The sequence below is a fragment of the Candidatus Manganitrophaceae bacterium genome (assembly GCA_016200325.1).
Taxonomy (GTDB): Bacteria; Nitrospirota; Nitrospiria; order SBBL01; family Manganitrophaceae; genus Manganitrophus.
Window position 1 is genome coordinate 1 of sequence record JACQEZ010000018.1, and the last position, 24,418, is coordinate 24,418.

Here is a 24,418-nt window from a genome sequence, read left to right on the forward strand (position 1 = left end):
ACACTTTCGTGATCGCAGAGGTCAACGTCGTCTTCCCATGGTCCACATGCCCAATCGTCCCAATGTTCACATGCGGCTTCGTCCGCTCAAATTTCGCCTTCGCCATCTATCCCTCCAAAGTGCCGCTTCCCTGCATCTTCGTTCTCCATCTGGCCGATGTGCCCAGGGAGTCCGACCTACTCGGAAGCCTGATCAATCATAATCTGGAGCCCTCGACCGGGATCGAACCGGTGACCTCATCCTTACCAAGGATGTGCTCTGCCAACTGAGCTACAAGGGCTTAACTCACGCTCTCACATGAAGCTAAGAGCGCTCGGTCACTAGAGCGATCTCATTATTCGTTTGTTGCTAAAATGGTGTTTCTTATTTATTTGGAGCGGGAAACGGGATTTGAACCCGCGACCCCTAGCTTGGAAGGCTAGCGCTCTACCGCTGAGCTATTCCCGCACGATGCGACCATAATGCTTTACTGAACCAAAAACCCAGACCGCCCCAAGGGGGTCTCTCCCCTTCATTATTGAGGGAGTGGGGAGGGGAGGATTCGAACCTCCGAAGCCCGAAAGCGACAGATTTACAGTCTGTTCCCTTTGTCCACTCGGGTACCTCCCCAGCGAAGGTCTCGCTTTCTATAATCTCCTGCAGGACGAAGATGGCCGTTCCACATGGAGCTGGCGAAGGGAATTGAACCCCCGACCTGCTGATTACAAGTCAGCTGCTCTACCGACTGAGCTACGCCAGCAATATACTTTGCAACGAAGAAAAGATTGTGCTATAAGCTCCCGTGTTTTCTTATTGAATTTCAGATAAAATTTTGTCCCGGACAGAAGGGGAAAAGAGGCTAAACTTGCCAGATAAACGATTAATTATAGTTTTGAGCGAGCCAATTGTCAAGTGGGAAAAGAAAAAATTTCACAAAAACCGGTCCAAACCAAACTCTAACCTGAACGGGAGGCATTCATGCTGAGAGTATTCAGAGCCGACCTCTGGATCCCTGTCGGTCTCTTTGTTGTAAGCATCCTTTATCTAACGACACCGGCCCATGCCGCCGATTTCGATCTTCATCTCGCCGGCACCACCCTCAGCCAAAGTGAATTCAAAAGCCTTAGCGAGGAAGCGGGGCTGGCGCTGAGTTATCTTCCTCTGAGCCCGGCTCAACCACTGGGAATCCTTGGGTTCGATATCGGGGTCGAGGTGACGGCGGCCGATATCCATGAAGATCGCTCCTTCTGGAGAAGAGTCACGACGGATCCTCCCGGCCAAATGATTCTCCCGAAGCTCCATGTTCAAAAGGGACTCCCGTTTGGATTTGATATCGGAGCGGTTTATTCAAAAGTCCCCCAATCCAATATCTCGATGGCGGGAGGAGAACTCAAGTGGGCGTTTGTGCCGGGCAATGCCCTCTACCCGGCGGTCGCCATCCGGGGCTCTTATACAAAACTCCTTGGCGTCGGCGACTTGGACTTACAGACGATCGGTGCCGATCTCTCAGTCAGCAAGGGGATTGCATTTGTCACCCCCTACGCGGGAATCGGCGAAGTGTGGGTCAAAAGCAAAGACAAAGCGGCCGCGCCTGCCCTGGGTCAGGAAAACCTTAATTTAACAAAAGGATTCGTCGGGGTCAAGATCTCACTTCTGATCGTCAACTTCGTTGCCGAAGCCGACTTCTCGAAGATCCCTCTTTACTCACTTCGGATCAATGTCGGTTTCTAGGAGTGGTTTTAGGTAGGTTTGATGAGGATGAGGGGGGGAGGATCTGGCAACCTCCCTTCTCTTTTTTATAGAGGGTGCCGCAGGCGGAGCAGGTCGCTTTCGATCCTTTGAAGGCAAGTTTCACCCCGCATCGGCAGACCCAGCCGTGCTGAGCAGCCGGGTTTCCATAGACCAACGCGAAATCGGGTATATCCTTTGTGACAACGGCGCCGGCGCCGACGAAGGCATAACGGCCGATCGTCCTTCCGCAGACGATGGTTGCGTTCGCCCCGATACTGGCCCCCTGCTTCACCAACGTTTGCTTGAATTCTTCTTTTCGAGAAACCGCACTCCGCGGATTGATCACATTGGTGAAGACCATGCTCGGACCGCAAAAGACATCGTCTTCCAGCATCACGCCGGTGTAGATCGACACATTGTTCTGAATCTTCACGCCGTTTCCGATCTTGACTTGAGGCGAGATGACGACATTTTGGCCGATGTTGCAGTGGCGGCCGATTTCACTTCCTTTCATGATGTGAGAGAAATGCCATATCTTCGTTCCTTCTCCGACGACCGCCCCCTCATCGACCCGACTGGTCGGATCGACGTAGAACCTCTCTTGCGGCGAAGCCTCGTTCGATAGATTGCCGACGCGGACCGCTCTCCCCTGTTGCTGAAGAGAATCTTGGCAGGCCTGCAGCACCTCCAAAACGCGCAGCCCCTCGGCTCCATCCGTTTTCGGGCGCTTCCGGTTCGAGAGACACTCGAGAAAATGGAGGCATTCTTCGTGAAGCGGCTCCTTCATGGTAAAAGACACGATCTCTCCGCTTCCACGCGAGGGGACCGGCTCCCGATTGATCCATTCTATCTTATGGGGAAAGAGAAGGAGTTTCCGGTCGGGTGAGACATCATCAAACACAGCCATCTTCTTCTCCCCGACAATCACCATCTTCTGCTCTTTGTAAGGATGCAGCCAGCTGACGAAGAGATGCGCCCGAACCCCGCTCGCGAAAGAGAAATTTGTAAACGTTACATCGGCGATCGTCGGATGGAGGTAGTTTCCTCCGTGGGTCGAGACCTCTTTCGGCAGCTCGCCGAGGAGCATCAGAATCACGGAGATATCATGCGGGGCGAAGCTCCAGAGGATATTCTCCTCTCTTCGAATCTTTCCGAGATTCAGGCGGGTGGAGTAGATATAATCGATCTTTCCAAGCTCCCCGTTGTCGATCAGCTCCCTGAGCTTCAGAACGGCCGGATGGTATTGCAGAAGGTGGCCGACCATCAAGATCCGCCTTTTTTTCTCGGCCAAATCGACCAGGTGACGCCCCTCTTTGGCATCGAGGGCGAGCGGCTTCTCGACAAAGACATCCTTTCCCGCTTCGAGCGCCCGTTTTGCCAAATCGAAATGGAGCGATGCCGGCGCTGCAATCACGACCGCATCGATCTCCTTGTCTTCCAAGACCTCGGAAAACGCCGGGGTGAACGTCAAATCGGGATAGGCTTCTTGGATGACCGAGAGGCGGGTCGGATCGCTCTCGCAAACTGTCCGGAGCACACCGAGATCGTCAAAATTTCTCAGGAGATTCTTACCCCAATATCCGCTTCCGATTAATGCGATGTTCTTGGAGCGGCCCTCGTTCTCTTGTTTCATTGCTCTCCTCCTTATCGGACCTTAATCAAAAAAGTGGGGAACACAGAAGAGCAGCGCCCCCATCAATGCGATGATTAAACTTAGAGAAAGGCAGAACGCGCTGACGGTGTCGTAAGGTCGCTTGAGCGCACCCTGTCCCCACCAACTCAGCCCGATGCCGACGACGCCGAAAGAAATCATGACTAAATATAAGAGTGTCATCTTTACGCCTTCATCATCCCGATGATCCAGAGCGTGTAGAAAAAAAGGATCAGCGCTCCCACGAAAATTCCGCGTTTTAAGATTACCTGCCTCTTCACGTTAAACCCGACCCAAATGAACAGAAGAACACCGGCAACCCACCCCCAGAATCCAACCTCCAGAACGATCGACCATCCCGGGTCCGGTTTCTGCGGGACCTTTTGAATCGCTAATGCCTCCGCCGCCCGCTGTTCGACCGTCTTCTTTTTTTCCGCATCCGAATAGGGAGGCTCTTGCGCCATGAGCAACACGATCTTTTGATCCGATCGATCGATCCATGCTTTTCCCGGCGTGTAAAAACTGCGGGTTGCATAAAGCGCCGTTCGGAGCGATCGATAGGCATCCAGCGCAAGGGTTGGATCTTCCTTCTCTAAGCTCTCCCCCATTTTCCAAAGACCCTCTGCCGACGACTCCACATAACCGCCGGCCGGAAGGTACCAAAGCATCGACCGCTCATAATGCGCGATCGCCTCCCGGTAATCGCCTTTTGCCAGAGCGGTTTCCGCATTTTTGAATTCGCTTCTTGACGAAAAGAATACCTTTAAATATATCAAAAAGAAGAAGAGAACGACGAAGCAGAGACCCCAGCCGAGTTTTCTGATAAGTTCGCTTTTCATCATTTACTTAAAATCCCGCGTTTGAAAGATGACAGACGATAAAAACAGCAAAAGCGAAATATAAACCAGCGCATAAAGAGATCCTAAAAAGATCTTCCCGCTTTCCAGCGGCAGGCCGTAAACCACCTCGCCCTTGATATTAAAATTCTCCAGGTCGGGAAGGAGATAGTACATGAGCGCGGTCAGCCGTTCTAACAGAAGATTTCCGGAAAGCGCCCCCAGTCTTTTGAGGTCCGCCGTCAAATGACCGATGATGTAGATGGCCAGCGTAAACATCCCGCTCAGGAATGGCGTCGAGAAGGAGGAGAAAAGAATCGCGGCGGCGGCGACCACGGCCAGCTCCATAAAAATAAAGGCAATCGCTTCGAACAGGCCGACATCAAAAACGGGGCCGCTCCCCGCTGCATATATTCCCAACAGGAAGAATAAAAAAAATGACATCACCATCACCTCAACGGCCAACGTCAACACGATTCCGAAATATTTTCCGATTAGGAATTGGCTGCGGCGCACCGGCTTCGCCAAAATCGGATAAATCGTCCGCTTGTCGATCTCCTTATAGACGAGGCTGATTCCTACGACGATGGCAATCAAGACACCAAAAATATTAATGCTGGCGAGTCCGAAGTCTTTAATGATTTTACTTCGCTGGCCGATGGTCACCTGATCGAGAACGAGCGACAGCCCCATCATTACGAGCGCAAAAAAGATCAGACTGTACAGAATTTTATTGCGAACCGCTTCTTTGAAAGTATTCCGGGCAATCGCCCACAAGACTCTCATTGACGCGCTCCCTTCATCTCTTCCATAAAGATGTCTTCCAAACTCTCCTTTCTCGGCACGATCGAAACGATTTCCCCCCCCTGCTGCTCAGTCCAATGGATCAGCTTTGCGAGGGTCTCTTGATTATCCAGCGTCAGATAGAGCTCTTGACCGCGGATCGTGAGCCGTTCTGAAAAGGCTTTCAACGAAGTTTCTTTTTCCCGAGAGAGGCCGGTGAGGCAGACCTCAATCGACCTCAGCTTGGGATTGAGCATCTCTTCCAGCTTCCCCTTGTTTCGAAGTCGGCCTTTAATGATAATGCCGACTTCGTCGCAGATCATCTCCGCATCGGAGAGGACATGGGTGCTGAAGAAAACAGTCTTCCCTTCTTCCCTCAATCGAACAATAATATCACGAACGTCCTTCCGGCCAATCGGATCGAGCCCCGACATCGGCTCGTCCAAAATAACCAATTTCGGGTCGTTGATCAGCGCTTGCGCCAACCCGATTCTCTGAAGCATCCCCTTCGAATATTTTCGAAGCTGCTCTTTCTCCGCCCCTTGCAAATGTACCAGCTCAAAAAGTGCCGTGATTCGTCTGGACCGCTCTTTCTGGCCCATTCCAAAGAGCTGTCCGCAAAAATCGAGAAATTCGAAACCGGTCAGATAGTCATAGAAGTAAGGACTTTCAGGAAGAAACCCGATTTCCCTTTTCACGGCAATCTCAGAAATTGACTTACCGAAAATCAGCGCGTCGCCTGAAGTGGGGTAAAGGACCCCGATCAACAGTTTAATGGTCGTCGTTTTCCCGGCGCCATTATGGCCGAGAAATCCGAATATTCTTCCCTCCTCAACCTCTAGATTCAGATCGGAGAGGGAAAGCGTCTCTTTTAACCAAAAACCGGTCCGAAAGCTTTTAGTGAGATGTTGTGTCTGTATCGCCAGTGCCATATTTTTCCTCGCCCGACAAAACACGATCGATCTTTTCTTTTATCTTTTGCCGGATCATCCCATCGCTCGTATGTTGATACGCTTCTCGATAAAAGTTAAGCGCCGCTTCCTTTTGCCCCGATTTGGAACTCAGATGGGCGACCAATACCTTGAGGTAAGGGGGTGATTTGGGAAGAGAAGAGGCTCTTTCGAGGTAAGGGATCGCCTTCGATGCATCCTGTTTATGATAGAAATAATTGAACCCGACGTAGAAAGGAAATTCCCAGCGTTGAGGATAGGCCTCCATCCCCCTCTCCAGGATCTGATTGGCTTGGTCCACCTGGGATGCTTCCAACGACAGAACCACCCCTCCAAAATAATAAGGAAAATCGAAGCGGGGATCTAGGTCGATGATGAGGGTCAAAATATGGTAGAGCCAGGGATACTGCTTATCGGTCAGATAATGGCCGCCGAAATAAGAAACGGCTTTCATCCAAAGAATATCGGCGGCAACTTGGTCATATCCCAAGGCGAGCGGTCTCAGATATTTTCCGGAGGGAAGATAGATCAACGACTCGATTTCGACCGTCTTATAGGCATGGAGTTCCTTTTGAACGCCCCAGAGAGCAGTTAAGAGAGCGGCCAGTGTGATGATCGTGAATACGCGTTGTTTCAGTTCTTTTCCCGGTGAAAGAGTCCCCATGTCAAAACCAGCACCGAACAAAATAGTTCAGCCAAAATCCACCAAATCCGTGAAACCAGCGAGATCCCTATCGATTGATGCGGCGGCAGATAAAAGTTGAGAAGATAAACCAACGCTCCTTCTCGAACGCCGATACCAGCCGGTATAAAAAAAACGAAGCTGGCGACGATCCAGGCCAATGGATAGAGTCCCCATAAAACCAAGACCATTTTAAAAGGAATCGGAATGACCGCCTCGATCATTTGATAAAAGGCAATCCCCACCATTCCCCAGAAGCAAGTATAGACCAAAAGGAGAAGAGAGACCTCCTTCGATTTATTTCTGAAATCGGTGAGATCCACCGTCCCACCGACATAGCTTCCAATTTTTCGTAATACAAATGGCGAAAAAAGAAGCGAGAGGACAATCACGAGGCCGACCCAGAGAAGACCAATGATGAAATGCGGAATCGTCTTCCAGAAGAACGCGGAGAGTAAAAAGCAGACCACTCCGCTGAGGCTGAGAAAAAACACCTCCAAGAGGGTAATTAACAGAGCGATCTGCTTCTCAACCCCTTGTTGGTTCAACAGATAAACCCGTCCGACATAAGACCAGACTCCCCCTGGGACATACTTCCCTAACTGGGAATAGAAATAGGCCTGATAGCTCTTTGAAAAAGAGATTTTTCGATTTAAGATTTCAGCCGTCATCTTAGAAGCGAGCGGAAGGAGGGCCAATGCAAGAGAAAGAATAAGGATGGAGAAGATAAAATCAGCAACATTGATGTCGCGCAGGCTTGCCTGCGGAACACTCCATCCCTCGGCAAACTTCCTTCCGAGATAAAAAAGGATCAGCGAGACCACTGCAGCCTTAACCCAAAACCACTTCCTCTTTCCCGCGGTCATGCCGCTTTTTAATGTCAGCATCCAAGGGTCACTCATCAGACTCTTTTTTCCTCTCTCCGATGATCTTGGCGGGAGCCCCTGCAACAATGGCAAAGTCCGGCACATCCTTGGTGACGACCGAGCCAGCCCCCACGACCGCCCCTTCTCCGATTCGGGTGACCCCGGGTAGGATCGACGCGAAAGCCCCCACCCACGCGTCTCGGCAAATCTTCAACGTACTCAGCCGGACCTCTTGATCCTTCTTGAGGCGGCGCGTTTTGACGACATGCTTGTGGGTATCAATGAGAACAAACTGCGAAACCCAGACGTCGTCTTCGATTTCAATGCCGCCCGAATAGTCAATCTCCACATCATGATTGATGGCGACCCGTTCTCCCAATGTAAGAAAGCCGCCTGTAAATCCGTGCGGTCGGATGAAGAGGACATTTCGCGCAATAAGACTCTCACGTCCCACCTCAAAAAAAATCCGATAGGCACCCATCCTGAGATTGATCAGCCCGGGGGCGTCAAACCATTTGCTTGAAATCAGCATCTGGAGGCCCCGCCGGATATATTCGGAATTGAGACGACCCATTATCGAAGATGCTTGTTGTAGTCCATATCGAACCACATACCGAAAAAGAGAGATTGTAATCCAGAAATGATGAGAAAGGCCGAAAAAAGAGCGCTCGTCGTTGCGACGGGACCGACCAGAATTCGATAAGCCACGAGATAAAATCCCATCAGCGTGCCGAGCGGCAATAAAACCATTCCGAGGGCATAAAAAAAGATCAGTGGATGAAAATCCTTGATCACATATTTCAGTCCCATTCGTCTGAAAAAACCTTTGAAGAGAAGCCAGGAGATGACCGGAATGACCTTTTTTAGACGGATTCCGGATATTTCTCCAATGTTGTAAACCGGTCGGACTGAAACGTCGGCCACTTTAAAGGCGGCAATATTCAATTCAATCAGCAAGTCATTCGGGAAACCATATCTTGGATAAATGCGATCGAAATTCAACCGGGCGAGCGCCCGCTTTGAAATGGCGGTGTAGCCACATTGGGAGTCAGCGATATGCCAATAACCGGAGGCGAACTTTGTCAGCAGCGACAAAACGGAATTTCCCAGATAACGATAGTGGGGAATCATCTCCCATGACTCGCCTCTGAAAAGGCGGTTCCCCTTGGCATAGTCGACCTCACCGCGGACGACCGGAGCGATCAGGCGATCGAGGTCGTTTGGATCCATCTGAGCATCTCCCGCCATGACGACTACGACATCGATCTCTTCTTTGAGCGCCGCTTTATAGCCTGTGAGGATCGCCCCTCCGACCCCTTTGTTTTGTGCATGCTGAATGAGGAGAACGTGATCCGGGTGCTTCTTAACATACGATCGAACGACATCCGCGGTTTGATCCCGGCTCTGATCATCGACGATGAGAATACGATCGACATACGAAGGCATCGTTTCGATGACGCGCCCAATCAGCTTCTCTTCATTAAAGGCAGGAACCACCACCCCGATCTTTTTATTCTCTATCAAGGCCGCTCTCCTAAGAGTTCATCCGCTGTTGAAGGCTGTTCACCTTATCCTTTGCATCTTCAAAATCGGGGTTTCCTTCTAGAACCTTCTCAAAGTAAAATAGTGCTTTCTTAATATCTCCTTTTTCTTCTTCCATCACGCCAAAGTAAAAGGTGGTCAGGAAATCGGTCGGATCCATATCGGATGCTTTTTTCAAAAGTTTCTCCGCTTCTTCCGGCTTTCCCTTATAAAAATAGAGCAGACCCAAATCCCGATACACTTCATGGTCTTGCTTGTTCACTGACATGGCTTCGAGGTAGAATTTTTCCGCCTCTTCAAGCTCACCCAGTTGGATGTGCGTCGCCCCGAGCATCTTCAGGCTCCACATGTCGTCGGGAATCAGCATTCGGGCCATTTCAAAATAACCGAGTGCCAATTTAAAGTTCTTCTGATCGAAATAATACGTCCCGCGGCCATTTAAAATATTCCAATAAAAGGTTTTCTCTTCACTGTCGTGGAATTCCGTATTGCGGGTGATCTGCTCTCTGAATTTATTTAAAGAACGCTGCTTCGTCTCTACATCAAGGGTGACAGGGGATGTAGAAATCCGGAAGAAGAATCCGTCGGGAACGAGCTGATCTAAGACGAGCTTATTATATTTAAAACTCGGCTCCCAATAAATTGGATGATCGTTAATATTCGCTTTAATGAATGAGGGTCCGAGTTTCTCTCGGGTTGTGGTCGGGACCACGACATGAGGGTATTTTGCCTGCTCAACTTTCGTGAAAACCCGCGGCTGCATAAAATCGACCACACTCAACAGGGTCACGTCGGGACGAAAGCCCTCGATCTGTTGCAGATAGCTCAGTCCGAAACCTGTATTCACCATGAAGATGATGGAATTGTGTGGAACGCCATTTAAGATGGTCCTGTAAATATCTCTCGTAAACCAGTAATTCTCGTCGGCGTTGTCCTTAAAATGGCCCCAAATCAAAAAGCATAATTGAATTCCCAGCAATCCCCAGATCACCTTAATGTAATTGGGATTAAATGCATATCTTTTCTGCCACATCAGACACTGCTTGCATATGAACCGGATACCGATTCCAAGGAGGAGCGTAACGACCAGAAAGGTCGGGATAAATGCTGAGTTCCACCGCCAATAACGAACAAAAAAGATAAAAGGAGGAAAATAAAAAAGAGCAAACATCGCCAACAATTTTATTTCTTTTTTTATTACGAGATAGATCAATCCAATCCCAGCGACCAAGATACCCAGAAACGAAAAATTTTCCATGAGTAATTTTAAATAAAACAAAAACTGAGGGAGCAGCGGTTCAGGAAGGCTGAAATGATAGCTCGCATCTTTGCGATCTGTAATATGAATCAAAAAATTCGAAAGGGTTTCCGGGTCTCCCCAATTATAAAAAGGGTTCCGTGAAGAGCGAATTGGGAGATAAAGATAGACTGAGAACCCCAGCAAAAAAAAGAAAAAGAGGAGCGCGTATGTCTTAAAGATATCCTGGGAGAAAGGCCTCAGCCAAACGAAATAAACCAATAGAAGTAAAAGGGGAAGATAAAGAATCAAAATAGCATGAGCGCCCAAACTTAAGCCATATAGAAACGACAGTGTGAAGAACAATTGAAATACACCCGCATTCTGGGGTCCAGATTGTTTGGAGAACAGATCGGTTTTGAGCAGGATCAAAATAAAAAGCGCGGTAAAGAAATTTTGAAAGGCATACACTTCGGTAGAGTTTGAATTCTCCCAAAGCGCATTCGAAAACGAAAAAACAAGTGTAGCAAAAAAAGCGATCCATCGAATGCCATCGGATGAATCGAAGGCGGTGTCCTCGGTTGATATCTGTTGGAGCAAAACAGAGAGGATTAAATAAATAAGTGTCGCCACCGCTGCGCCGAAAAAGGCCGATACCAATGTGGTTTTAAAAGCGATGCTTCCTATTGGAATAAAGGTAAAAAGTTTGGCCATCATGGCATAAAGGGGCGATCCGGCTGGATGGGCGATATCCAGCAAGAACCCAATGGTCTGGAACTCAGGCGTATCTCGCCAATAGGTAGAAGGAAGGGCGGTAAAGAGGTAAGTACTGAACGAAATAAAAAAGATAAGGGGTGGGAAAGAGTCGGTGATCCTCTTTGGCGTCATAGAAACGGAATAAAAAGAGGTGGATGGACCTTTCGATCCATCCACCCCGGTGAGGTTCTTAGGCAGTAAATGAGGATGCCTTCGAATCGGTCAGCGTTTTGGTCTGATCGATTTTCCAGACGTCACCGATAACACGCCCCGCCGTCCCTGTTGCCTTGGCGGTGAACGTGGTATTGGCTAAACCGGAGAGTGTATATGTATACCGTGGCGACCCCGATGTCGTGAACCCGATGATCGGTAATGTGGCGCCGGTAAAGCCGGTCGTATTCGAGGCGGAATAGGCGACCATGCTGGTAAAGACCGCGCCTAAATTCGCCTTGGCCTCAGCCTGCTGCGACTTGGCTTGATAATTGAGAAAGTTCGGAATCGCAATCGCCGCAAGAATACCAACGATTGCAACCACGATCATCAGCTCAATCAGTGTGAAACCCTTCTGGTTCTTCGCTCTGTTAAACATGATTTCCTCCCTTTGATGTAATCTGAATCTACTCCTGAGTAATTCAGATTGCGAGTTCGTACAAGGACATTGCACGTTATGTGCCACCATTCGAACCCAGCAATAAAATGAAATAATTCACTATTTCAATAACTTACAGGACTGTATTCCCTTCCGGGATAGATTCGCATCCAAGGATTGTCACTGTTTGAATACGGATCTGACACTTTTCGTCAACAGAGACTGAATCTTTGTAAAAATTCTTTAGAGGAATGGGAGAAGGGCTGATTAGTGGAATTCTTGGGATCGCCACCTGAAAGATTTTGAATTCGTTCGGTCGTTTAAATATCACTGGCGATTCGTCCCTGAAATGCCAATTACCTTCGCGTCGGGGTTTGACGCATTTAATCATCGATTAACATCAAGTCGTGCTGCAGCCGCTGATTCTATCATTAACGTGCATTATTCTGATCATTAAAGCAACAACATTCCTACACCCTTAGTGTAAAGATCCTTTCTGGACATCTTTCTGTACAGAGGATTCAGCAGGAAAAATCTCCTGACTATCAGATCTTTTTTGAGAGCGGTCTTCAACGAGCGGTTCTCCAAAGCCGGCCTGCTTAAAGCGGGTGATTAACTTATCATTTTTCGGATCCAGTTTTAATGAGTGAGTCCATGCCTCTTTGGCAAGGTCGAGATGGTTTTGTCGAAGATAAAGCTCGCCGAGATGCTCATGAATGACCGGATCTTCGGGGACCAACGAGACCGCTTTCTGAAGCGTCTGTAGCGCTTCTTCCATCTTCCCCTTTTTATAGTATGCCCACCCGAGGCTGTCGATAAAGTAGCCGTCATCGGGTCGAATAATGAGGGCACGATTGATAAGATCAATCGCCTCATTCAGATGGACCCCTTTCTCGGCATAGGTATATCCAAGATAATTGAGTGCGTTTGCATGTCGAGAATCCAGCTCGATCGTTTTTTCCATTTCTTTCACAACGTCATCAAATCGGTTCAATTTGTCATACGTCGCGCCGAGATGGAAATGCAGATCTGCCGCCTTTGGATTTTTTTCAATTCCCTTCAAAAAAATCCGGCTGGCCTCCTCATAACGGTTTGATTCGTAAAGAACCAGCCCGTTAAAAAGATAGGCTTCCGGTTTCTGACTGTCGATCTGGAGCGCACGTTCTCCCTGCTCAAGCGCCTCGTCGATCTGTTTCAATTTATAAAAATAGAGCGCTCCCAGCCGGATTCGAACATCATACAACTTGTTATCTTTTTCCAGAGTCTCGCGATAAAGGGAGACCGCTTTTTCGTATTCCTTGTTTTCCTCATAAAGTGTCGCCAGATAGATCTTGAGGCGAATATCCTCCGGCCTTCCCTGAATGACTGTTGAAATTTTCTCGATCCCTTTAGCGTATTCTTTTTTCTCAACCCAGATCAGCGCCTCTTGCAAGGCGATGTCGAGATTGGACGGATCCAACCTGCCCAGCTCGTCCAAGAAACCGAGGGCTTCATCATACGCCTTCTGCTGGATGAGGAGTTGTACCAGCCGGCCCCTCGCTTCTCGGCTTCTCGGATTGACCTCTTGTAGAATAAAGCGGTAGACCTTGTCTGCTTCTTCCGGTTTATTCTGAAGTTCATAGACGCGGGCAATTTCAAGATGCCCATGTTCAAAATTAGGATGGAAAGAGACCGCTTTCTGATAATAGGACAATGCGCGATCAAGTGCTTTCTTCTCAACGGAAATTCGACCGAGATAGTAATACCCCAATCCGGAGGTAGGATCGACATCGATCCCTTTTTGAATCATTTCTTCTGCCTTTGTCAGGTCCCCTTGCGCCGCATAAATTCCGGCCAAACTATAGTAGACTTCTATCTTTTTCGGATCAATCTCAATGAGCTGCCGAAAGACCTTCAAACCCTTTTCAGACTGCCCCGCCGCAACATAAATATTTCCGAGCAGATTGAGGACTCGAGGATCCTTCGGATGAAGCTGGAAGGCGCGCTCCGCATAAGCCGTCGCTTGCTTCTGATCTTCCATCTGACCGTAGAGCGATGCGATCCGGGTGAGCAGAAAAGCGGAGCTGGGGTCATATCGGAGCGCCGTCATATAGGCTTTCAACGCCTGTTGGTCTTCTCCCTGATCCTCCAATTGAAGACCAATCACGGCATGATAGTAGGCGTCCGGCAGGGGAATTTCTTCACGAGAAGCTTCTCCTGCTGAAGGATCAATAGACAGATGGTTCTTCTTCAGGACAGCACAAGAAAGAGCTTGCGAACAAAGAAGAAGAATGAACAGAACTTTGGAGACAGACCTCAAAGGAAGAGACAGATAGGACATTGAACCTCTCTTAATTAACAACTCCGCCGACACTCAATGTTTTTCCGCCCCTGCCTTCTGAGCCTCTTCCTTTTCTTTTGGGGTCACATCAATGGCCTCTGCTTCGGACATCCCTTTTTTAAAACCCCGGATGGCCTTCCCGAGACCCAATCCGATTTCGGGTAACTTTCCAGCGCCGAAAATGATCATAATGATAACGAGCAGAACCAGAAGCTCAGGCATCCCAATTCCAAACATAAAAATACCTCTCAGTTAAATGATTGGAAGATCTCAAAATGAGGGGCAGGCATTGCGGTGAAACCAGAACGAAGAGCCCTTCACACCTAATTAAAACGGGGCAATCCTATCTTGATATTTTTTAGAAAGTGTTGAAGAACGCGCCGTGAGCGCAATTCTTACGCGTACCAATTTTGCCTATCTAAATGATCGCGTATTCAGCAAATTATAGGAGGAATTGAAGACCTTGTCAAATCGATTTATAGTTCCATTCCGGCGGGAAGCCGTTTGGGATGGTCGTCGGCCAGATCTTCGAATCGCGTATAGCGGTCTATAAAAGCCATCGGGACATCGCCGATGGGACCGTTGCGCTGTTTTCCGATGATGATCTCCGCCAATCCTCTTCGTCCGCAGATGCACTCTCCGTCCCGCGGACATTTACAAGGATCGTACACCTCTTCGCGATAGATAAAGAGGACGACATCCGCATCCTGCTCAATCGCGCCCGACTCTCGCAGGTCGGCAAGCATCGGCCGCTTCTTTTTTTCCGGCCGTGATTCGACGGCGCGAGAAAGCTGGGAAAGGGCGATCACCGGAACGTGGAGCTCTTTGGCCAAGGCCTTCAGAGAGCGTGAGATATCAGAAATTTCTTGCTGACGATTGTCGGCATCTTCCCGACCCCGCATCAATTGAAGATAATCGACGATGATCAAACTCAGATTGTGTTCCGCTTTCAGCCGGCGCGCCTTCGCCCGCATCTCCAGAATGGACATTGACGCGGAATCATCGATGAAGATCGGCGATTCACTCAATTTTCCTGCCGCCCGAATCAGTTGCTGCCAATTGTCATTGCCCGGCCGCCCGAGATAACCGGAACGGATCTTGTGCGAATCGACCCGCGCCTCAGAACAAAGCATGCGGAGAACCAATTGCTCTTTCGACATCTCCAAGCTGAAGACACCGACCGTTTGGCGGTTCTTAATCGCGACATTTTGTGCCATCCCTAACGCAAACGCCGTCTTTCCCATGGAGGGCCGGCCGGCCACAATGACCAAGTCACCCGCCTGGAGGCCGGAAGTCATTTTATCCAGATCTTTAAATCCGGTTGGAAGACCGGTCAGCCGCTGCTCCGCCAGTTTCTCGATGATTTCGAACCCCGCTTTCACCAGTTCTCGCATCGGAACGAAGGTTCCCTGCATCTTTTTGTCGGAGATGGCAAAGATGCTCCGCTCGGCATGGTCCAGCAGATCTTCCACCCGTCCCTGCGATTCATAACCGACGGTCACGATGTCGGTTGCAATGCTGATCAAATTTCGAAGCAACGCTTTCTCATGAATGATCTTGGCATGCAGCCGGACATTGGCCGCGGTGGCGACGCTGTTGAGGATTTCCGCAAGGTAGGACGCTCCGCCGACCGCTTCAAGCTGTCCTTTGACGCGAAGATATTCGGTTAAGGTGATCATATCCACCGCCTCATTCGACTCATTTAGCTCGAGCAGCGCGGAGAAAAGCTTCCGGTGACTCTCTTTGTAGAAATCGTCCGACCGGAGGATCTCAACGACCTTATTAATCGCCTGTTGATCGAGGAGAATTGCGGCCAACACCGCCTGCTCCGCCTCCAGGTTCTGAGGGGGAAGCTTTTGAATCGAAATTTCTGTCGGACTCATCGCCATAAGACAACTCGGAATAGAGGTTAACAAAAAATCTGACTAGGAAGATTTCAGCCACGCCAGAAGATCAGGCTCATCCTGGCGCTGCTGTCGTCCCGTTTGAACATCAATCGAGCGGATCGTTTTGTCACGTCCACCCGGAAGGAGAAGAATCTTAGCGACCTTTTGCTTGCGCGCATCGGCCAAACAAGGTTCGACATCGCCGCGGAATCCGTTTCGGCGGATCACGCGATAGCCTTCCCGGCGAAGTTGGCGGGAAAGCGCGATCGCCTCCGAGGAGGCGTCGCCGGCATGGAGGATGAGAAAATCGGCCGACGCATAATCGTTGCCGTTTCCCGATGCCTGCTCCAGCACACACTGAACCCGCTCGAGATGGAGCGCAAAACCGGTGGAGGAGGAGGGGGTACCGAACTTTTCCAACAGAGCGTCATACCGCCCCCCGCCCCCCAACTCCGCGCCGATGCCGTCGGCAAAAATCTCGAAAATCGTTCCGGTATAATAATCGAAGCCGCGGACCTCGCTCAGATCAATCAACAACGATTCTTCATGCCCCGCCTGCTTTAAGATCAGATAAACCTCATGAAGTCTCCGAAGCGCCGCTTTGCAGGCGGGGCGCGTCGAGAGCCGCTTTGCAGCATCGAAGACCTCTTCGCCGCCAAAAAGCTCAAGCAGAGCAAGGACCTGTTTCTGGACCCCGGCTCCGACCTGCGCTTCCTTCATTAATGCTTCCAAATGGGATGCATCTTTCTTCGCAACCGCCCCTAAGATTCGCTTAAAAGAGGCGGGCGATGATTCAAACGGCTGAAGCACCCCCCGGGTGAATGCCATCTGTCCAAGGGCAATCTTAAATTTCTTCAACCCCAGTTTCTGCAAAATCTCAATGGCAAGCGAGATCGTTTCCGCATCGGCTTCAGCATCGGAGGGACCGATCAACTCCCCGCCGATCTGATGGATTTCGCGCTCCCTTCCGGCATGCTCCTCCTCATGGCGGAAGACATTGGCCGAATAACAGAGCCGGAGCGGCAACGGTTGATCGGAGAGAAGCGTCGCCGCGATCCGGGCGATCTGAGGTGTCACATCGGGACGGAGAACCATCAATCGACCGGTTGCACGGTCGACAAATTTATAGGCACGATTGAGCAGTTCCTCACCCACACCCAATGAAAAGACATCGAGGTATTCAAAGATCGGGGTAATGACCTCTTGATAGCCCCATTGGGAGAAGATCGAGAGGGTTTGTCGCTCGATCTCCCGGCGCTTGGCGGTTCCCTCCGGAAGAAAAGTGGCCACCCCTTTGGGAATCATTGTTCTTGGCTTACCGGGCAGTTTCATGGGTGAGTCGGCTTAAACTCGCGATTTCCGCAGTGATGTCTCAACATGCAATCTAAACAGGGAGAGTGGGAGAAGCGGACTGTTGAACTCGTTCGTGGAGGCGGCCCCTCCCAAATTCAAAGGGGCCGCTTCACGCTTTATTGGTTTCGACCGCCTCGGCGGTTACAGTTTCACCCGCTTGACGGAAAGGACGTGAGGAAGCGCCTTGATCTCTTGGAGAACCTGCGGTGAGACCACCCCGTCGATACCGACGACCGAGATCGCTTTGCCGCCCGGCTTCTCTCTCCCGAGCTGCATCCGGGAGATATTGATCTGATTTTTGGCAAGAAGCTGACCGATCCCGCCGATCACCCCCGGCTTGTCCTCATTGAAGAGGTAGAGCATATCCCCTTCCGGAATGACTTCCAGAGACATCGAATCAATCTCAATGAAGCGCGGCTCCTTTTTATTAAAAATCGTTCCGGAGACCGCCTTGGTCTGCGTTCCGGCTTTCACGCGGATCGTGACCAGGCTCGCGAAATTCCCCGCATCGCTGCTCTTGGCCTCATTGACCTCGATGCCCCGCTCCTTCGCGATGCTCGGCGCGTTGACATAATTCACCGTCTCTTCCAAGATCGGTGCAAGCAGTCCCTTCACCGCCGCGAGCGTAATCGGGCTGGTCTGAAGGTCGGCTGCCTCGCCGTGGTACTCGATCGTCACCTTCTCGATTCCCCCTTCCGCCGTTTGACCGAGAAAAGCCCCCATCTTTTCCGCCAGCTCGACATACGGCTGAACCTTCGGAAGCAGATCGGCCGAGATAGAGGGAAGGTTGACCGCATAACGGACCACGTTCCGAACAAGGAAATCGACCACCTGCTCCGCGATGGCCCAGGCCACATTCTCCTGAGCCTCGTTGGTGGCGGCGCCCAGATGCGGCGTGCAGATAAAATTCTCAAGGGTCAGAAGCGGGTTGGAGGGATCGACCGGCTCTTTTTCGAAGACGTCAAATGCCGCCGCCCCAACGCGCCCACTTTTTAAAGCTTCATAAAGGTCGGTCTCATTGACAATCCCGCCGCGAGCACAGTTGATGATCCGAACGCCTTGCTTCATTTTCTGAATCGCCGCCGCGTTGATCATATATTTCGTCTCGGTGGTCAACGGAGCATGGATGGTAATGATATCGGCCCGGGAGAAGAGGGTATCGAGATCGACCACTTCCACCCCCAACTTTCGGGCATTCTCCGGAGAGAGAAAGGCATCATAGGCGATGACGGTCATGTTCGCCCCCTGTGCAAGCTTGGCGACATAGCTTCCGATCTGCCCGATCCCGATGATTCCGATCGTTTTATTGAAAAGCTCGATCCCCATGAACTTATTTTTTTCCCACTTGCCCGACTTGACCGACGCGTTGGCCTGGGGGGTCTGGCGGGCCATCGACATCAGCAGGGAGAAGGTGTGCTCGGCGGTGGTGACGGTATTTCCACCCGGAGTGTTCATGACGACAATGCCCCGCTTCGTCGCGGCAGGGAGGTCGACATTATCGAGCCCCGATCCGGCCCGGCCGATGACTTTCAGGTTTTTTGCCGCGCCAATCACCTCTTTCGTCACCTTCGTCCCACTCCGGATGATGAGCGCGTCATAATTCGGGATCTCTTCAATCAACTGGGCCGGCGTCAGCTTCGTTTTGACATCGACCGCAAGGCCGGCCTTCTTTAAAATCTCGACCCCCCGCTCGGAAAGGGAATCACTGATCAATACTTTCATAAGACCTCCAGAGAAAGCTGCCGGCCATCGGCGTCAACAAGCCGCTCAACCAAAAACCGGTCAGCGGATGGTTGAAAGCGGATGACTGAACGCTTCACTATTTCTTCAAAAGAATTTCTTGCGCGATTCCGACGCCGGTTCCGAGCTTGAGAGGATGCCCCATCCCCTTCAGGACCATTTCGACCGCCGCGACCGCAGTGATGATATCAAACGTGTCGGTATATCCCATCGTGGAAATCCGGAAGACCTTCCCCTTGAGCTGATCCTGTCCCCCTGCCGCCGTGATCCCATATTTGACGCGAAGATCTTTATAGATCGCCTGGCCGTCATATCCTTGGGGTGACTCAATCGCGGTCACCGCATCGCTCGGATACTCCTTCGGAAAGAGGGAGAGCCCCAAGCCCTTCATCGCCTCCCGTGTTGCTTTGGCAAGAAGGCCCTGGCGAGTAAACACATTTTGCAGCCCTTCGGCTTTTAGCATTTGAAGCGACTGATCCAAACCGAGGATAAGTGAAACCGCCGGGGTATAAGCGGTTTGGTTTTTCGCCAGCGCTTCCCGCTCCTTCTTAAAGTTAAAATAGAACTTGGCGTTCTTCGCCTTCTCCGACTGACGCCACGCCTTTTCGGAAACGGAGACGAAGGCCAATCCCGGAGGGAGGGCCAATGCTTTCTGCGAGCCGGTCACGACGATGTCGAGGCCCCATGCATCGGTCTGAATGTCGAAGACCCCCATCGCCGAGACGGCATCGACGACCATCAACGTCCCTTCAAACTGTTTGACCACTTCGCCGATCTCTCGGATCGGGTGGGCCACGCCGGTCGAGGTCTCATTCGCTTGGGTGAAGACCGCTTTGATCGACGGATCTTTCTGGAGCGCCGCCTTGATCTGCTCCGGCTTGACCGCATATCCCCACTCGACCTTAATCTCCTCCGCCTTCACGCCATAGGCGCTGCAAATCTTTCCCCAGCGTTCGCCGAACTTTCCGCCGTTGACGAAGAGCGCCTTGTCGCCGGGAGAGAGAAAGTTGGTGACCGATCCTTCCATCCCGCCGGTCCCCGAGGAGGCGATAATCAGGACATCGTTCTGCGTCTGAAAAAGCCATTTCAAATCTTGTTTAACCCGCTCAAGGATTTTCGCAAATTCAGGGGCACGGTGATGCAAAATCGGCTGAGCCATGGCCAAGAGAACTTCGGGAGAAACCTGCGTCGGGCCCGGCGCCAAGAGGTACTTCTTCATCTTTAAGACTCCTTTTGAATTGGTTCAAAATGGGGGCTTTTTAAGGGATGGACTGAAAGCTGAGAATTTTTCCACGGTAACATAGCAGGGCAAAAAATGTCAAGAAAAAGGTTCTATTTATGATAAGATAAAAAAGCTTTTAACGGCACTCTTTTAGTATGTTTTTGCGGGGATAAGGATTGATGGCTAAAGCCAAACGGGCCCCTCGGCGCCTTGGATCGTTGATCCATTTTACCCCCTTCTTTAATCCACTGATCCTCCTCATGACGATCCTTGCCATCCTCGCGGCTCCGCCGGCCATCTTCCCGGCATCTGACGGAGACGATCTCAAGGAGGCGGAGAGCTGCCGTCAATCTCTTAAGGCGAGTCCGGAGAAGAAGAAGATCCGCACCCACTGGGAGCGGTGCATTCAAAAATACAAATCATCGCGCCCCTTCATGGAGAATGACGGCCGGACGATGATGCAGGTCGCCCGCCTTTATCAAGAGCTCTATCTCTACTCCAACCGGCCGCAGGACCTCAAAGAAGCTCGGGACTATTATGCGGCGGTGGCTGAGAGATCGGCCCACGCTCCCCTCGGAAAAGAAGCGCAGCGTCAGGTCACCCGGATTGAAAAACTCCTGGGATCGGCACTCGCCGCCGACAGCCCCCAAGAAAAGAGTCCTGAGAAAGGTCCGGCCGATTCAGGAGAGACTGCCGTCGTCTCGAACATTCGGCATTGGGCCTACCCGGATTACACCCGGGTGGTGATCGACTTGAACCGCGCCGTCTCTGTCGACGTCGAGAAGACATCCTCCGTATTGATCGTTCGCCTTCCGAAGGCCTCTTTGGGAGAGCTTTTTCGGAAAAGTCATATCATTCCGGTAAGGGATGGCACGCTCAAGCAGATCGAGGCAAAGCAGAAAGAGCCGGATGCGATCGAGCTGCTCCTGACATTCAAACAGCTCGGCTCTTATAAGGTCGTCCCGCTCAGCGATCCGGACCGGCTGGTCATCGACCTTTTCACTAAAAAACAGGAGACGAACAGAGCGACGGCGGAGAAAGAAACTCAGGACGGGCGGGCGAGCGCCCCCTCCCTTCTTCCTTCGCCTCCCCCCTTCAATGTCCAGATGATCGTGATCGACCCTGGTCACGGCGGAAAAGATCCGGGTGCGATTGGAACCAGCGGCCTCGAGGAAAAGGAGGTGGTGCTCGACGTCTCCCTGCGTCTCCGAGATCTCATTCAAAAAAGACTGAAGAAAAAGGTCGTCATGACACGGGACCAAGATGTCTTCATTCCGCTCGACGAGCGGACCCTTCTCGCCAACTCGAAGAAAGCCGACCTTTTCGTCTCGGTTCACGCCAATTCGAGCCCGAAGAGAAACACGCAGGGGATTGAGGTTTACTTCCTTGGAAGGGCGAGCGACGACAGAGCGATCGATGTCGCCGCCCGGGAGAATGCGACCTCCCGGAAAGCGACCCTCAACCTTCAAGAGGTTATCTTAAACGATCTGGAACGAGATTTTAACCTGAATGAATCGCTGGAGTTCGCACACTTTACCGAGGGGGCGTTTGTGGAGCACCTAATCGCGAAGTATCCAACGTCTTTTCTCGGCGTGAAGCGGGCCCCTTTTTACGTTCTTGCAAACACGCATATGCCGGCCATCCTTGCAGAAATTTCATTTCTCACAAACCCGACGGAGGAAAAACGGCTCCGAAGCAACTCCTACCGGCAAAAAATAGCCGAGTCGCTGTTCAAAGGGATCGAACGTTACCTCGATTCGGTCAAAACCAGTTCATAGGCGAAACCCAACGCGTTCCCCATGACCGATCGGCTCATCAAACTAATCCTCGAATATGACGGCACCCATTACCACGGATGGCAGATTCAGCCGCACCTGGTCACGATTCAAGGGGTTCTCGAGCAGACCCTCCGGCAGTTAACCGGACATTCGGTCCGCCTGACCGGCGCAGGCCGGACCGACGCCGGCGTGCACGCCCGGGGTCAGGTCGCCCACTTCACCCCGCCGGTCCCTTTCGATCTCAATACCTGGGTTCGCGGACTCAATGGCTTGTTGCCGGAGGACATCGCCGTTCGATCGGCCGAAACGGTTCCTCCCTCTTTCCACGCCCGGTTCTCGGCAAAGAAAAAGAAGTATACCTATTTTATCTACCCGAACCGCCTTCGCTCCCCATTGCATCGACGAACCGCCTGGCATGTCTTCCAACCGCTCGATCTCCTTAAAATACAAGAGGCCGGTCGGCTTCTGCTCGGCCGCCATGACTTTACCTCTTTCTGCGCCGCCAAAAGCGAGGGAGACGATCGCTGGGTCGATTTAGAGACGCTGCAGGTGAAAGAGAGGGAAGATCAGATCGAAATCAATTTCGAGGCCAGCCGCTTTTTGCAGTATATGGTCCGAAACATGGTCGGTCTGCTGGTCGAGGTGGGACGGGGGCGGAGGCGGGTCGAAGAGGTTTCCGCAATCTTAGCGGGGCGCGATCGTCGTCTGGCAGGCCCCACCGCGCCGCCCCAGGGACTCTTTCTGGTTCGAATCGATTATTAATCCCGCGGCTTCTTGGCTCGACGGGGCGCCGCTCTCCAGCGGCCGACGTTGAGATAAAATCCGATGTTGGCGTCGGACCGAATGACCGGTGAAAAAAGCCCTTCCTTGCTGGAGAGAAGCGTTTGAACGCCCGGACCGTGACCTGCCAGCTGACTGTCGCCATGAACCACGACGCCGATGGAGACCGCGCCCGTTCGGTAGCTCCAGCCGAACGAGCTGTCATGATCCAAGATCGCCACGATATCGCCGAATCGAAGTCGATCGAGCCGGTGCTCTCGAATCATTCCCATGTCGCTCGTCTGGATGTCGTAATCCCCTTTAAAGACGTCGCTATGGCCCAGTCCCGAGCCCATCAGCTTTCCTGGCACAATGGCCGTGACGGGAACTTCCAATTGACCCCGCTGGGCCACGTGGAGACCGAGCTTCTTAAGTAGGCTCGGGTCGAGGCTAAAGCAGTGGACCTCGGGATAATCGAGAAGCCGAAGCCCCTGGCCGAATGCGCGAATGAGCACCTTATCGTCGTGCGTCAACTTTTCGAGGGCATGATCCGGAAAATCGGCCAGCACATGTTCGACCCCGCCGTGATGGCCGGTGACCATCCCCTTCTCCCCCTTCGCATCGCCGGAAATGATCACCGCTTCATTGCCGATACAGGAGAAGATATTAAAACCCCGATTCGGATCTTGCGTCAGCTTGGTCGGATCGCTGGTGAACGAGACCGCCGGCTCGATATGATCGCCGGCAAGACCGAAAACCGAATCGCCGACCTTCACATTGTAGGTGATCCCGCCGACGCTCGGAAGCATCATCGGCTGGCCGGTTCGCGATACCTCCCAGCCATAGCTCCGCGGATACATCACCGTTCCCTGAACGGCGAATCTGACCAATGATGCCTCATTGGTTCGAATCGGCGACGCGCTCATCTCCCTCGCGGTGCAGATCGGCCCAACGGTCGATCCCGCTCATCCTTTTGATATTGAAGCCATGCCATGATTGCGCCGATCAAAAACATCGGCAGACTCAAGAGCTGTCCCATGGAGAAGGGTCCCAAGATTAAACCGAGTTGCGGATCGGGCTGCCGAAAAAATTCGGCGATAAATCGGAACAGACCATAAAAGAGAAAGAACGCCCAGAAGAGAACCCCACGCGGGAGGTTACGATAAGATAAGAGCCAAAGAATGGCAAAGAGAGCAATCCCTTCCAGTCCGGCTTGATAAAGCTGAGAAGGATGGCGGCAGACCTCACCCCCTTGCGGGAAGATCATACACCAAGGAACATCGGTCGGCCGGCCATAAAGCTCGCCGTTGATGAAGTTGCCGATCCGACCGAGTCCCAGCCCGATCGGGACGGCCAGGATCGCGACATCGGCCACCTCATAAAACGAATAGCCGTACCGCTTACAGAAAAGGGCGCCAGCGACCAAGACCCCGATCAGTCCGCCATGAAAGGACATTCCCCCTTCCCAGACGGCGATGATTTTGGAGGGGTTCTCAAGATAGAAAGGGAGGTTATAAAAGAGAACATAGCCGAGCCGTCCTCCTAAAATAACGCCGATCGCCGCATAGAGCATCAGATCGGAAATTTCTTCCTTGGTGATCTTCAGCCCCTTCCGGATAGCCGTCACCCGAATGACGAAGATCGCCGCGATAAAGGAGATCGCATACATCAACCCATACCAGCGGAAGGCCAACGGACCGATCCGAATGAAGACCGGGTCAAGATTGGGATAACGTATCATAAAATCCTTATGGCGTG

At 51.6% G+C, this 24,418-nt stretch carries 23 protein-coding genes and 4 tRNA genes; 3 read left to right on the forward strand and 24 right to left on the reverse strand.

The genetic code is table 11. The features are described 5' to 3' along the window. The 5 genes from HY282_14695 to HY282_14715 all read right to left on the reverse strand — a co-directional run. Window positions 1-106: hypothetical protein (locus HY282_14695; GenBank protein ID MBI3805000.1), on the reverse strand; the 106-nt coding region annotated here is incomplete at its 3' end. Between the two features lie 98 nt (window positions 107-204). Further along, window positions 205-280 (reverse strand) — tRNA-Thr (locus HY282_14700). 92 nt (window positions 281-372) lie between these two features. Continuing rightward, window positions 373-447, reverse strand: a tRNA-Gly gene (locus HY282_14705). 79 nt (window positions 448-526) lie between these two features. After that, window positions 527-609, reverse strand: a tRNA-Tyr gene (locus HY282_14710). Window positions 610-663: 54 nt separating this feature from the next. Further along, a tRNA-Thr gene (locus tag HY282_14715) sits at window positions 664-739 on the reverse strand. A gap of 218 nt (window positions 740-957) precedes the next feature. Between HY282_14715 and HY282_14720 the strand changes: the two genes are divergently transcribed. Continuing rightward, window positions 958-1,710, forward strand: a complete 753-nt coding sequence (locus tag HY282_14720) for a hypothetical protein (protein ID MBI3805001.1) — start codon at window positions 958-960, stop codon at window positions 1,708-1,710. Here the strand turns inward: HY282_14720 and HY282_14725 are convergent. The 17 genes from HY282_14725 to HY282_14805 all read right to left on the reverse strand — a co-directional run bounded on the left by HY282_14725 (window position 1,694) and on the right by HY282_14805 (window position 20,120). Further along, complete coding sequence (locus tag HY282_14725; GenBank protein MBI3805002.1) at window positions 1,694-3,343, reverse strand: Gfo/Idh/MocA family oxidoreductase; 1,650 nt, start codon at window positions 3,341-3,343, stop codon at window positions 1,694-1,696. The genes HY282_14720 and HY282_14725 overlap by 17 nt on opposite strands. A 21-nt stretch (window positions 3,344-3,364) precedes the next feature. Continuing rightward, a complete protein-coding gene (locus tag HY282_14730) occupies window positions 3,365-3,544 on the reverse strand; it encodes a hypothetical protein (GenBank protein MBI3805003.1) in 180 nt (59 codons plus the stop codon). Window positions 3,545-3,546: 2 nt separating this feature from the next. Further along, window positions 3,547-4,029, reverse strand: a complete 483-nt coding sequence (locus HY282_14735; protein ID MBI3805004.1) for a hypothetical protein — start codon at window positions 4,027-4,029, stop codon at window positions 3,547-3,549. 174 nt (window positions 4,030-4,203) lie between these two features. Continuing rightward, window positions 4,204-4,983, reverse strand: coding sequence for an ABC transporter permease (locus HY282_14740; protein ID MBI3805005.1), 780 nt, complete (start codon window positions 4,981-4,983; stop codon window positions 4,204-4,206). Beyond that, window positions 4,980-5,912 (reverse strand): ABC transporter ATP-binding protein, encoded by a 933-nt coding sequence (locus tag HY282_14745; protein ID MBI3805006.1) that lies wholly within the window; start codon window positions 5,910-5,912, stop codon window positions 4,980-4,982. Before HY282_14745 ends, HY282_14740 begins: the two co-directional genes overlap by 4 nt. Next, entirely contained in the window at window positions 5,878-6,594 is a 717-nt protein-coding gene (locus HY282_14750; protein MBI3805007.1) for a hypothetical protein, read from the reverse strand. Before HY282_14750 ends, HY282_14745 begins: the two co-directional genes overlap by 35 nt. Continuing rightward, the gene (locus HY282_14755; protein MBI3805008.1) at window positions 6,564-7,514 is read right to left on the reverse strand and encodes a flippase-like domain-containing protein; all 951 of its coding nucleotides are present in this window, start codon (window positions 7,512-7,514) and stop codon (window positions 6,564-6,566) included. The genes HY282_14750 and HY282_14755 overlap by 31 nt, the downstream gene beginning before the upstream one ends. Beyond that, the gene (locus HY282_14760; GenBank protein ID MBI3805009.1) at window positions 7,507-8,052 is read right to left on the reverse strand and encodes an acyltransferase; all 546 of its coding nucleotides are present in this window, start codon (window positions 8,050-8,052) and stop codon (window positions 7,507-7,509) included. The genes HY282_14755 and HY282_14760 overlap by 8 nt, the downstream gene beginning before the upstream one ends. Continuing rightward, on the reverse strand, window positions 8,052-9,002 hold the full coding sequence (locus tag HY282_14765) for a glycosyltransferase family 2 protein (GenBank protein MBI3805010.1): 951 nt from the start codon (window positions 9,000-9,002) through the stop codon (window positions 8,052-8,054). Before HY282_14765 ends, HY282_14760 begins: the two co-directional genes overlap by 1 nt. 10 nt (window positions 9,003-9,012) lie before the next feature. Beyond that, window positions 9,013-11,190 (reverse strand): DUF2723 domain-containing protein, encoded by a 2,178-nt coding sequence (locus HY282_14770; protein MBI3805011.1) that lies wholly within the window; start codon window positions 11,188-11,190, stop codon window positions 9,013-9,015. 13 nt (window positions 11,191-11,203) lie between these two features. Next, window positions 11,204-11,602 (reverse strand): prepilin-type N-terminal cleavage/methylation domain-containing protein, encoded by a 399-nt coding sequence (locus HY282_14775; GenBank protein ID MBI3805012.1) that lies wholly within the window; start codon window positions 11,600-11,602, stop codon window positions 11,204-11,206. Window positions 11,603-12,080: 478 nt separating this feature from the next. Continuing rightward, the gene (locus HY282_14780; GenBank protein MBI3805013.1) at window positions 12,081-13,748 is read right to left on the reverse strand and encodes a tetratricopeptide repeat protein; all 1,668 of its coding nucleotides are present in this window, start codon (window positions 13,746-13,748) and stop codon (window positions 12,081-12,083) included. Window positions 13,749-13,955: 207 nt separating this feature from the next. After that, entirely contained in the window at window positions 13,956-14,159 is a 204-nt protein-coding gene (locus tag HY282_14785) for a twin-arginine translocase TatA/TatE family subunit (protein ID MBI3805014.1), read from the reverse strand. 239 nt (window positions 14,160-14,398) lie between these two features. Further along, on the reverse strand, window positions 14,399-15,805 hold the full coding sequence (gene dnaB / locus HY282_14790) for a replicative DNA helicase (GenBank protein ID MBI3805015.1): 1,407 nt from the start codon (window positions 15,803-15,805) through the stop codon (window positions 14,399-14,401). A 42-nt stretch (window positions 15,806-15,847) separates the two neighbouring features. Next, on the reverse strand, window positions 15,848-17,140 hold the full coding sequence (gene hisZ, locus HY282_14795) for an ATP phosphoribosyltransferase regulatory subunit (protein MBI3805016.1): 1,293 nt from the start codon (window positions 17,138-17,140) through the stop codon (window positions 15,848-15,850). Between the two features lie 162 nt (window positions 17,141-17,302). After that, a complete protein-coding gene (locus HY282_14800; protein MBI3805017.1) occupies window positions 17,303-18,883 on the reverse strand; it encodes a phosphoglycerate dehydrogenase in 1,581 nt (526 codons plus the stop codon). A 97-nt stretch (window positions 18,884-18,980) separates the two neighbouring features. Beyond that, window positions 18,981-20,120 (reverse strand): alanine--glyoxylate aminotransferase family protein, encoded by a 1,140-nt coding sequence (locus HY282_14805; GenBank protein MBI3805018.1) that lies wholly within the window; start codon window positions 20,118-20,120, stop codon window positions 18,981-18,983. Between the two features lie 182 nt (window positions 20,121-20,302). On the opposite strand from HY282_14805, the gene HY282_14810 reads away from it, so the two are divergent. Together HY282_14810 and truA are read left to right on the forward strand one after the other, a co-directional pair. Beyond that, window positions 20,303-21,901: an N-acetylmuramoyl-L-alanine amidase gene (locus HY282_14810; protein MBI3805019.1), complete on the forward strand. Its 1,599-nt coding sequence runs from the start codon at window positions 20,303-20,305 to the stop codon at window positions 21,899-21,901. A 21-nt stretch (window positions 21,902-21,922) separates the two neighbouring features. After that, complete coding sequence (truA, locus tag HY282_14815) at window positions 21,923-22,663, forward strand: tRNA pseudouridine(38-40) synthase TruA (protein ID MBI3805020.1); 741 nt, start codon at window positions 21,923-21,925, stop codon at window positions 22,661-22,663. Here the strand turns inward: truA and HY282_14820 are convergent. Both HY282_14820 and HY282_14825 read right to left on the reverse strand, forming a co-directional pair. Next, a complete protein-coding gene (locus HY282_14820) occupies window positions 22,660-23,571 on the reverse strand; it encodes a DUF4438 domain-containing protein (protein ID MBI3805021.1) in 912 nt (303 codons plus the stop codon). The two genes, truA and HY282_14820, sit on opposite strands and share 4 nt — an antisense overlap. Before the next feature lie 11 nt (window positions 23,572-23,582). Then, window positions 23,583-24,398, reverse strand: coding sequence for a prolipoprotein diacylglyceryl transferase (locus tag HY282_14825; protein ID MBI3805022.1), 816 nt, complete (start codon window positions 24,396-24,398; stop codon window positions 23,583-23,585). Between the last annotated feature and the right edge of the window lie 20 nt (window positions 24,399-24,418).

Coding starts and splice junctions, on each gene's coding strand:
- HY282_14720 (MBI3805001.1), top strand. CDS start 958: ATGCTGAGAGTATTCAGAGCCGACCTCTGGATCCCTGTCGGTCTCTTT.
- HY282_14725 (MBI3805002.1), bottom strand. CDS start 3,343: ATGAAACAAGAGAACGAGGGCCGCTCCAAGAACATCGCATTAATCGGA.
- HY282_14730 (MBI3805003.1), bottom strand. CDS start 3,544: ATGACACTCTTATATTTAGTCATGATTTCTTTCGGCGTCGTCGGCATC.
- HY282_14735 (MBI3805004.1), bottom strand. CDS start 4,029: ATGCTTTGGTACCTTCCGGCCGGCGGTTATGTGGAGTCGTCGGCAGAG.
- HY282_14740 (MBI3805005.1), bottom strand. CDS start 4,983: ATGAGAGTCTTGTGGGCGATTGCCCGGAATACTTTCAAAGAAGCGGTT.
- HY282_14745 (MBI3805006.1), bottom strand. CDS start 5,912: ATGGCACTGGCGATACAGACACAACATCTCACTAAAAGCTTTCGGACC.
- HY282_14750 (MBI3805007.1), bottom strand. CDS start 6,594: ATGGGGACTCTTTCACCGGGAAAAGAACTGAAACAACGCGTATTCACG.
- HY282_14755 (MBI3805008.1), bottom strand. CDS start 7,514: ATGAGTGACCCTTGGATGCTGACATTAAAAAGCGGCATGACCGCGGGA.
- HY282_14760 (MBI3805009.1), bottom strand. CDS start 8,052: ATGGGTCGTCTCAATTCCGAATATATCCGGCGGGGCCTCCAGATGCTG.
- HY282_14775 (MBI3805012.1), bottom strand. CDS start 11,602: ATGTTTAACAGAGCGAAGAACCAGAAGGGTTTCACACTGATTGAGCTG.
- HY282_14785 (MBI3805014.1), bottom strand. CDS start 14,159: ATGTTTGGAATTGGGATGCCTGAGCTTCTGGTTCTGCTCGTTATCATT.
- dnaB (MBI3805015.1), bottom strand. CDS start 15,805: ATGAGTCCGACAGAAATTTCGATTCAAAAGCTTCCCCCTCAGAACCTG.
- hisZ (MBI3805016.1), bottom strand. CDS start 17,140: ATGAAACTGCCCGGTAAGCCAAGAACAATGATTCCCAAAGGGGTGGCC.
- HY282_14800 (MBI3805017.1), bottom strand. CDS start 18,883: ATGAAAGTATTGATCAGTGATTCCCTTTCCGAGCGGGGGGTCGAGATT.
- HY282_14805 (MBI3805018.1), bottom strand. CDS start 20,120: ATGAAGAAGTACCTCTTGGCGCCGGGCCCGACGCAGGTTTCTCCCGAA.
- HY282_14810 (MBI3805019.1), top strand. CDS start 20,303: ATGGCTAAAGCCAAACGGGCCCCTCGGCGCCTTGGATCGTTGATCCAT.
- truA (MBI3805020.1), top strand. CDS start 21,923: ATGACCGATCGGCTCATCAAACTAATCCTCGAATATGACGGCACCCAT.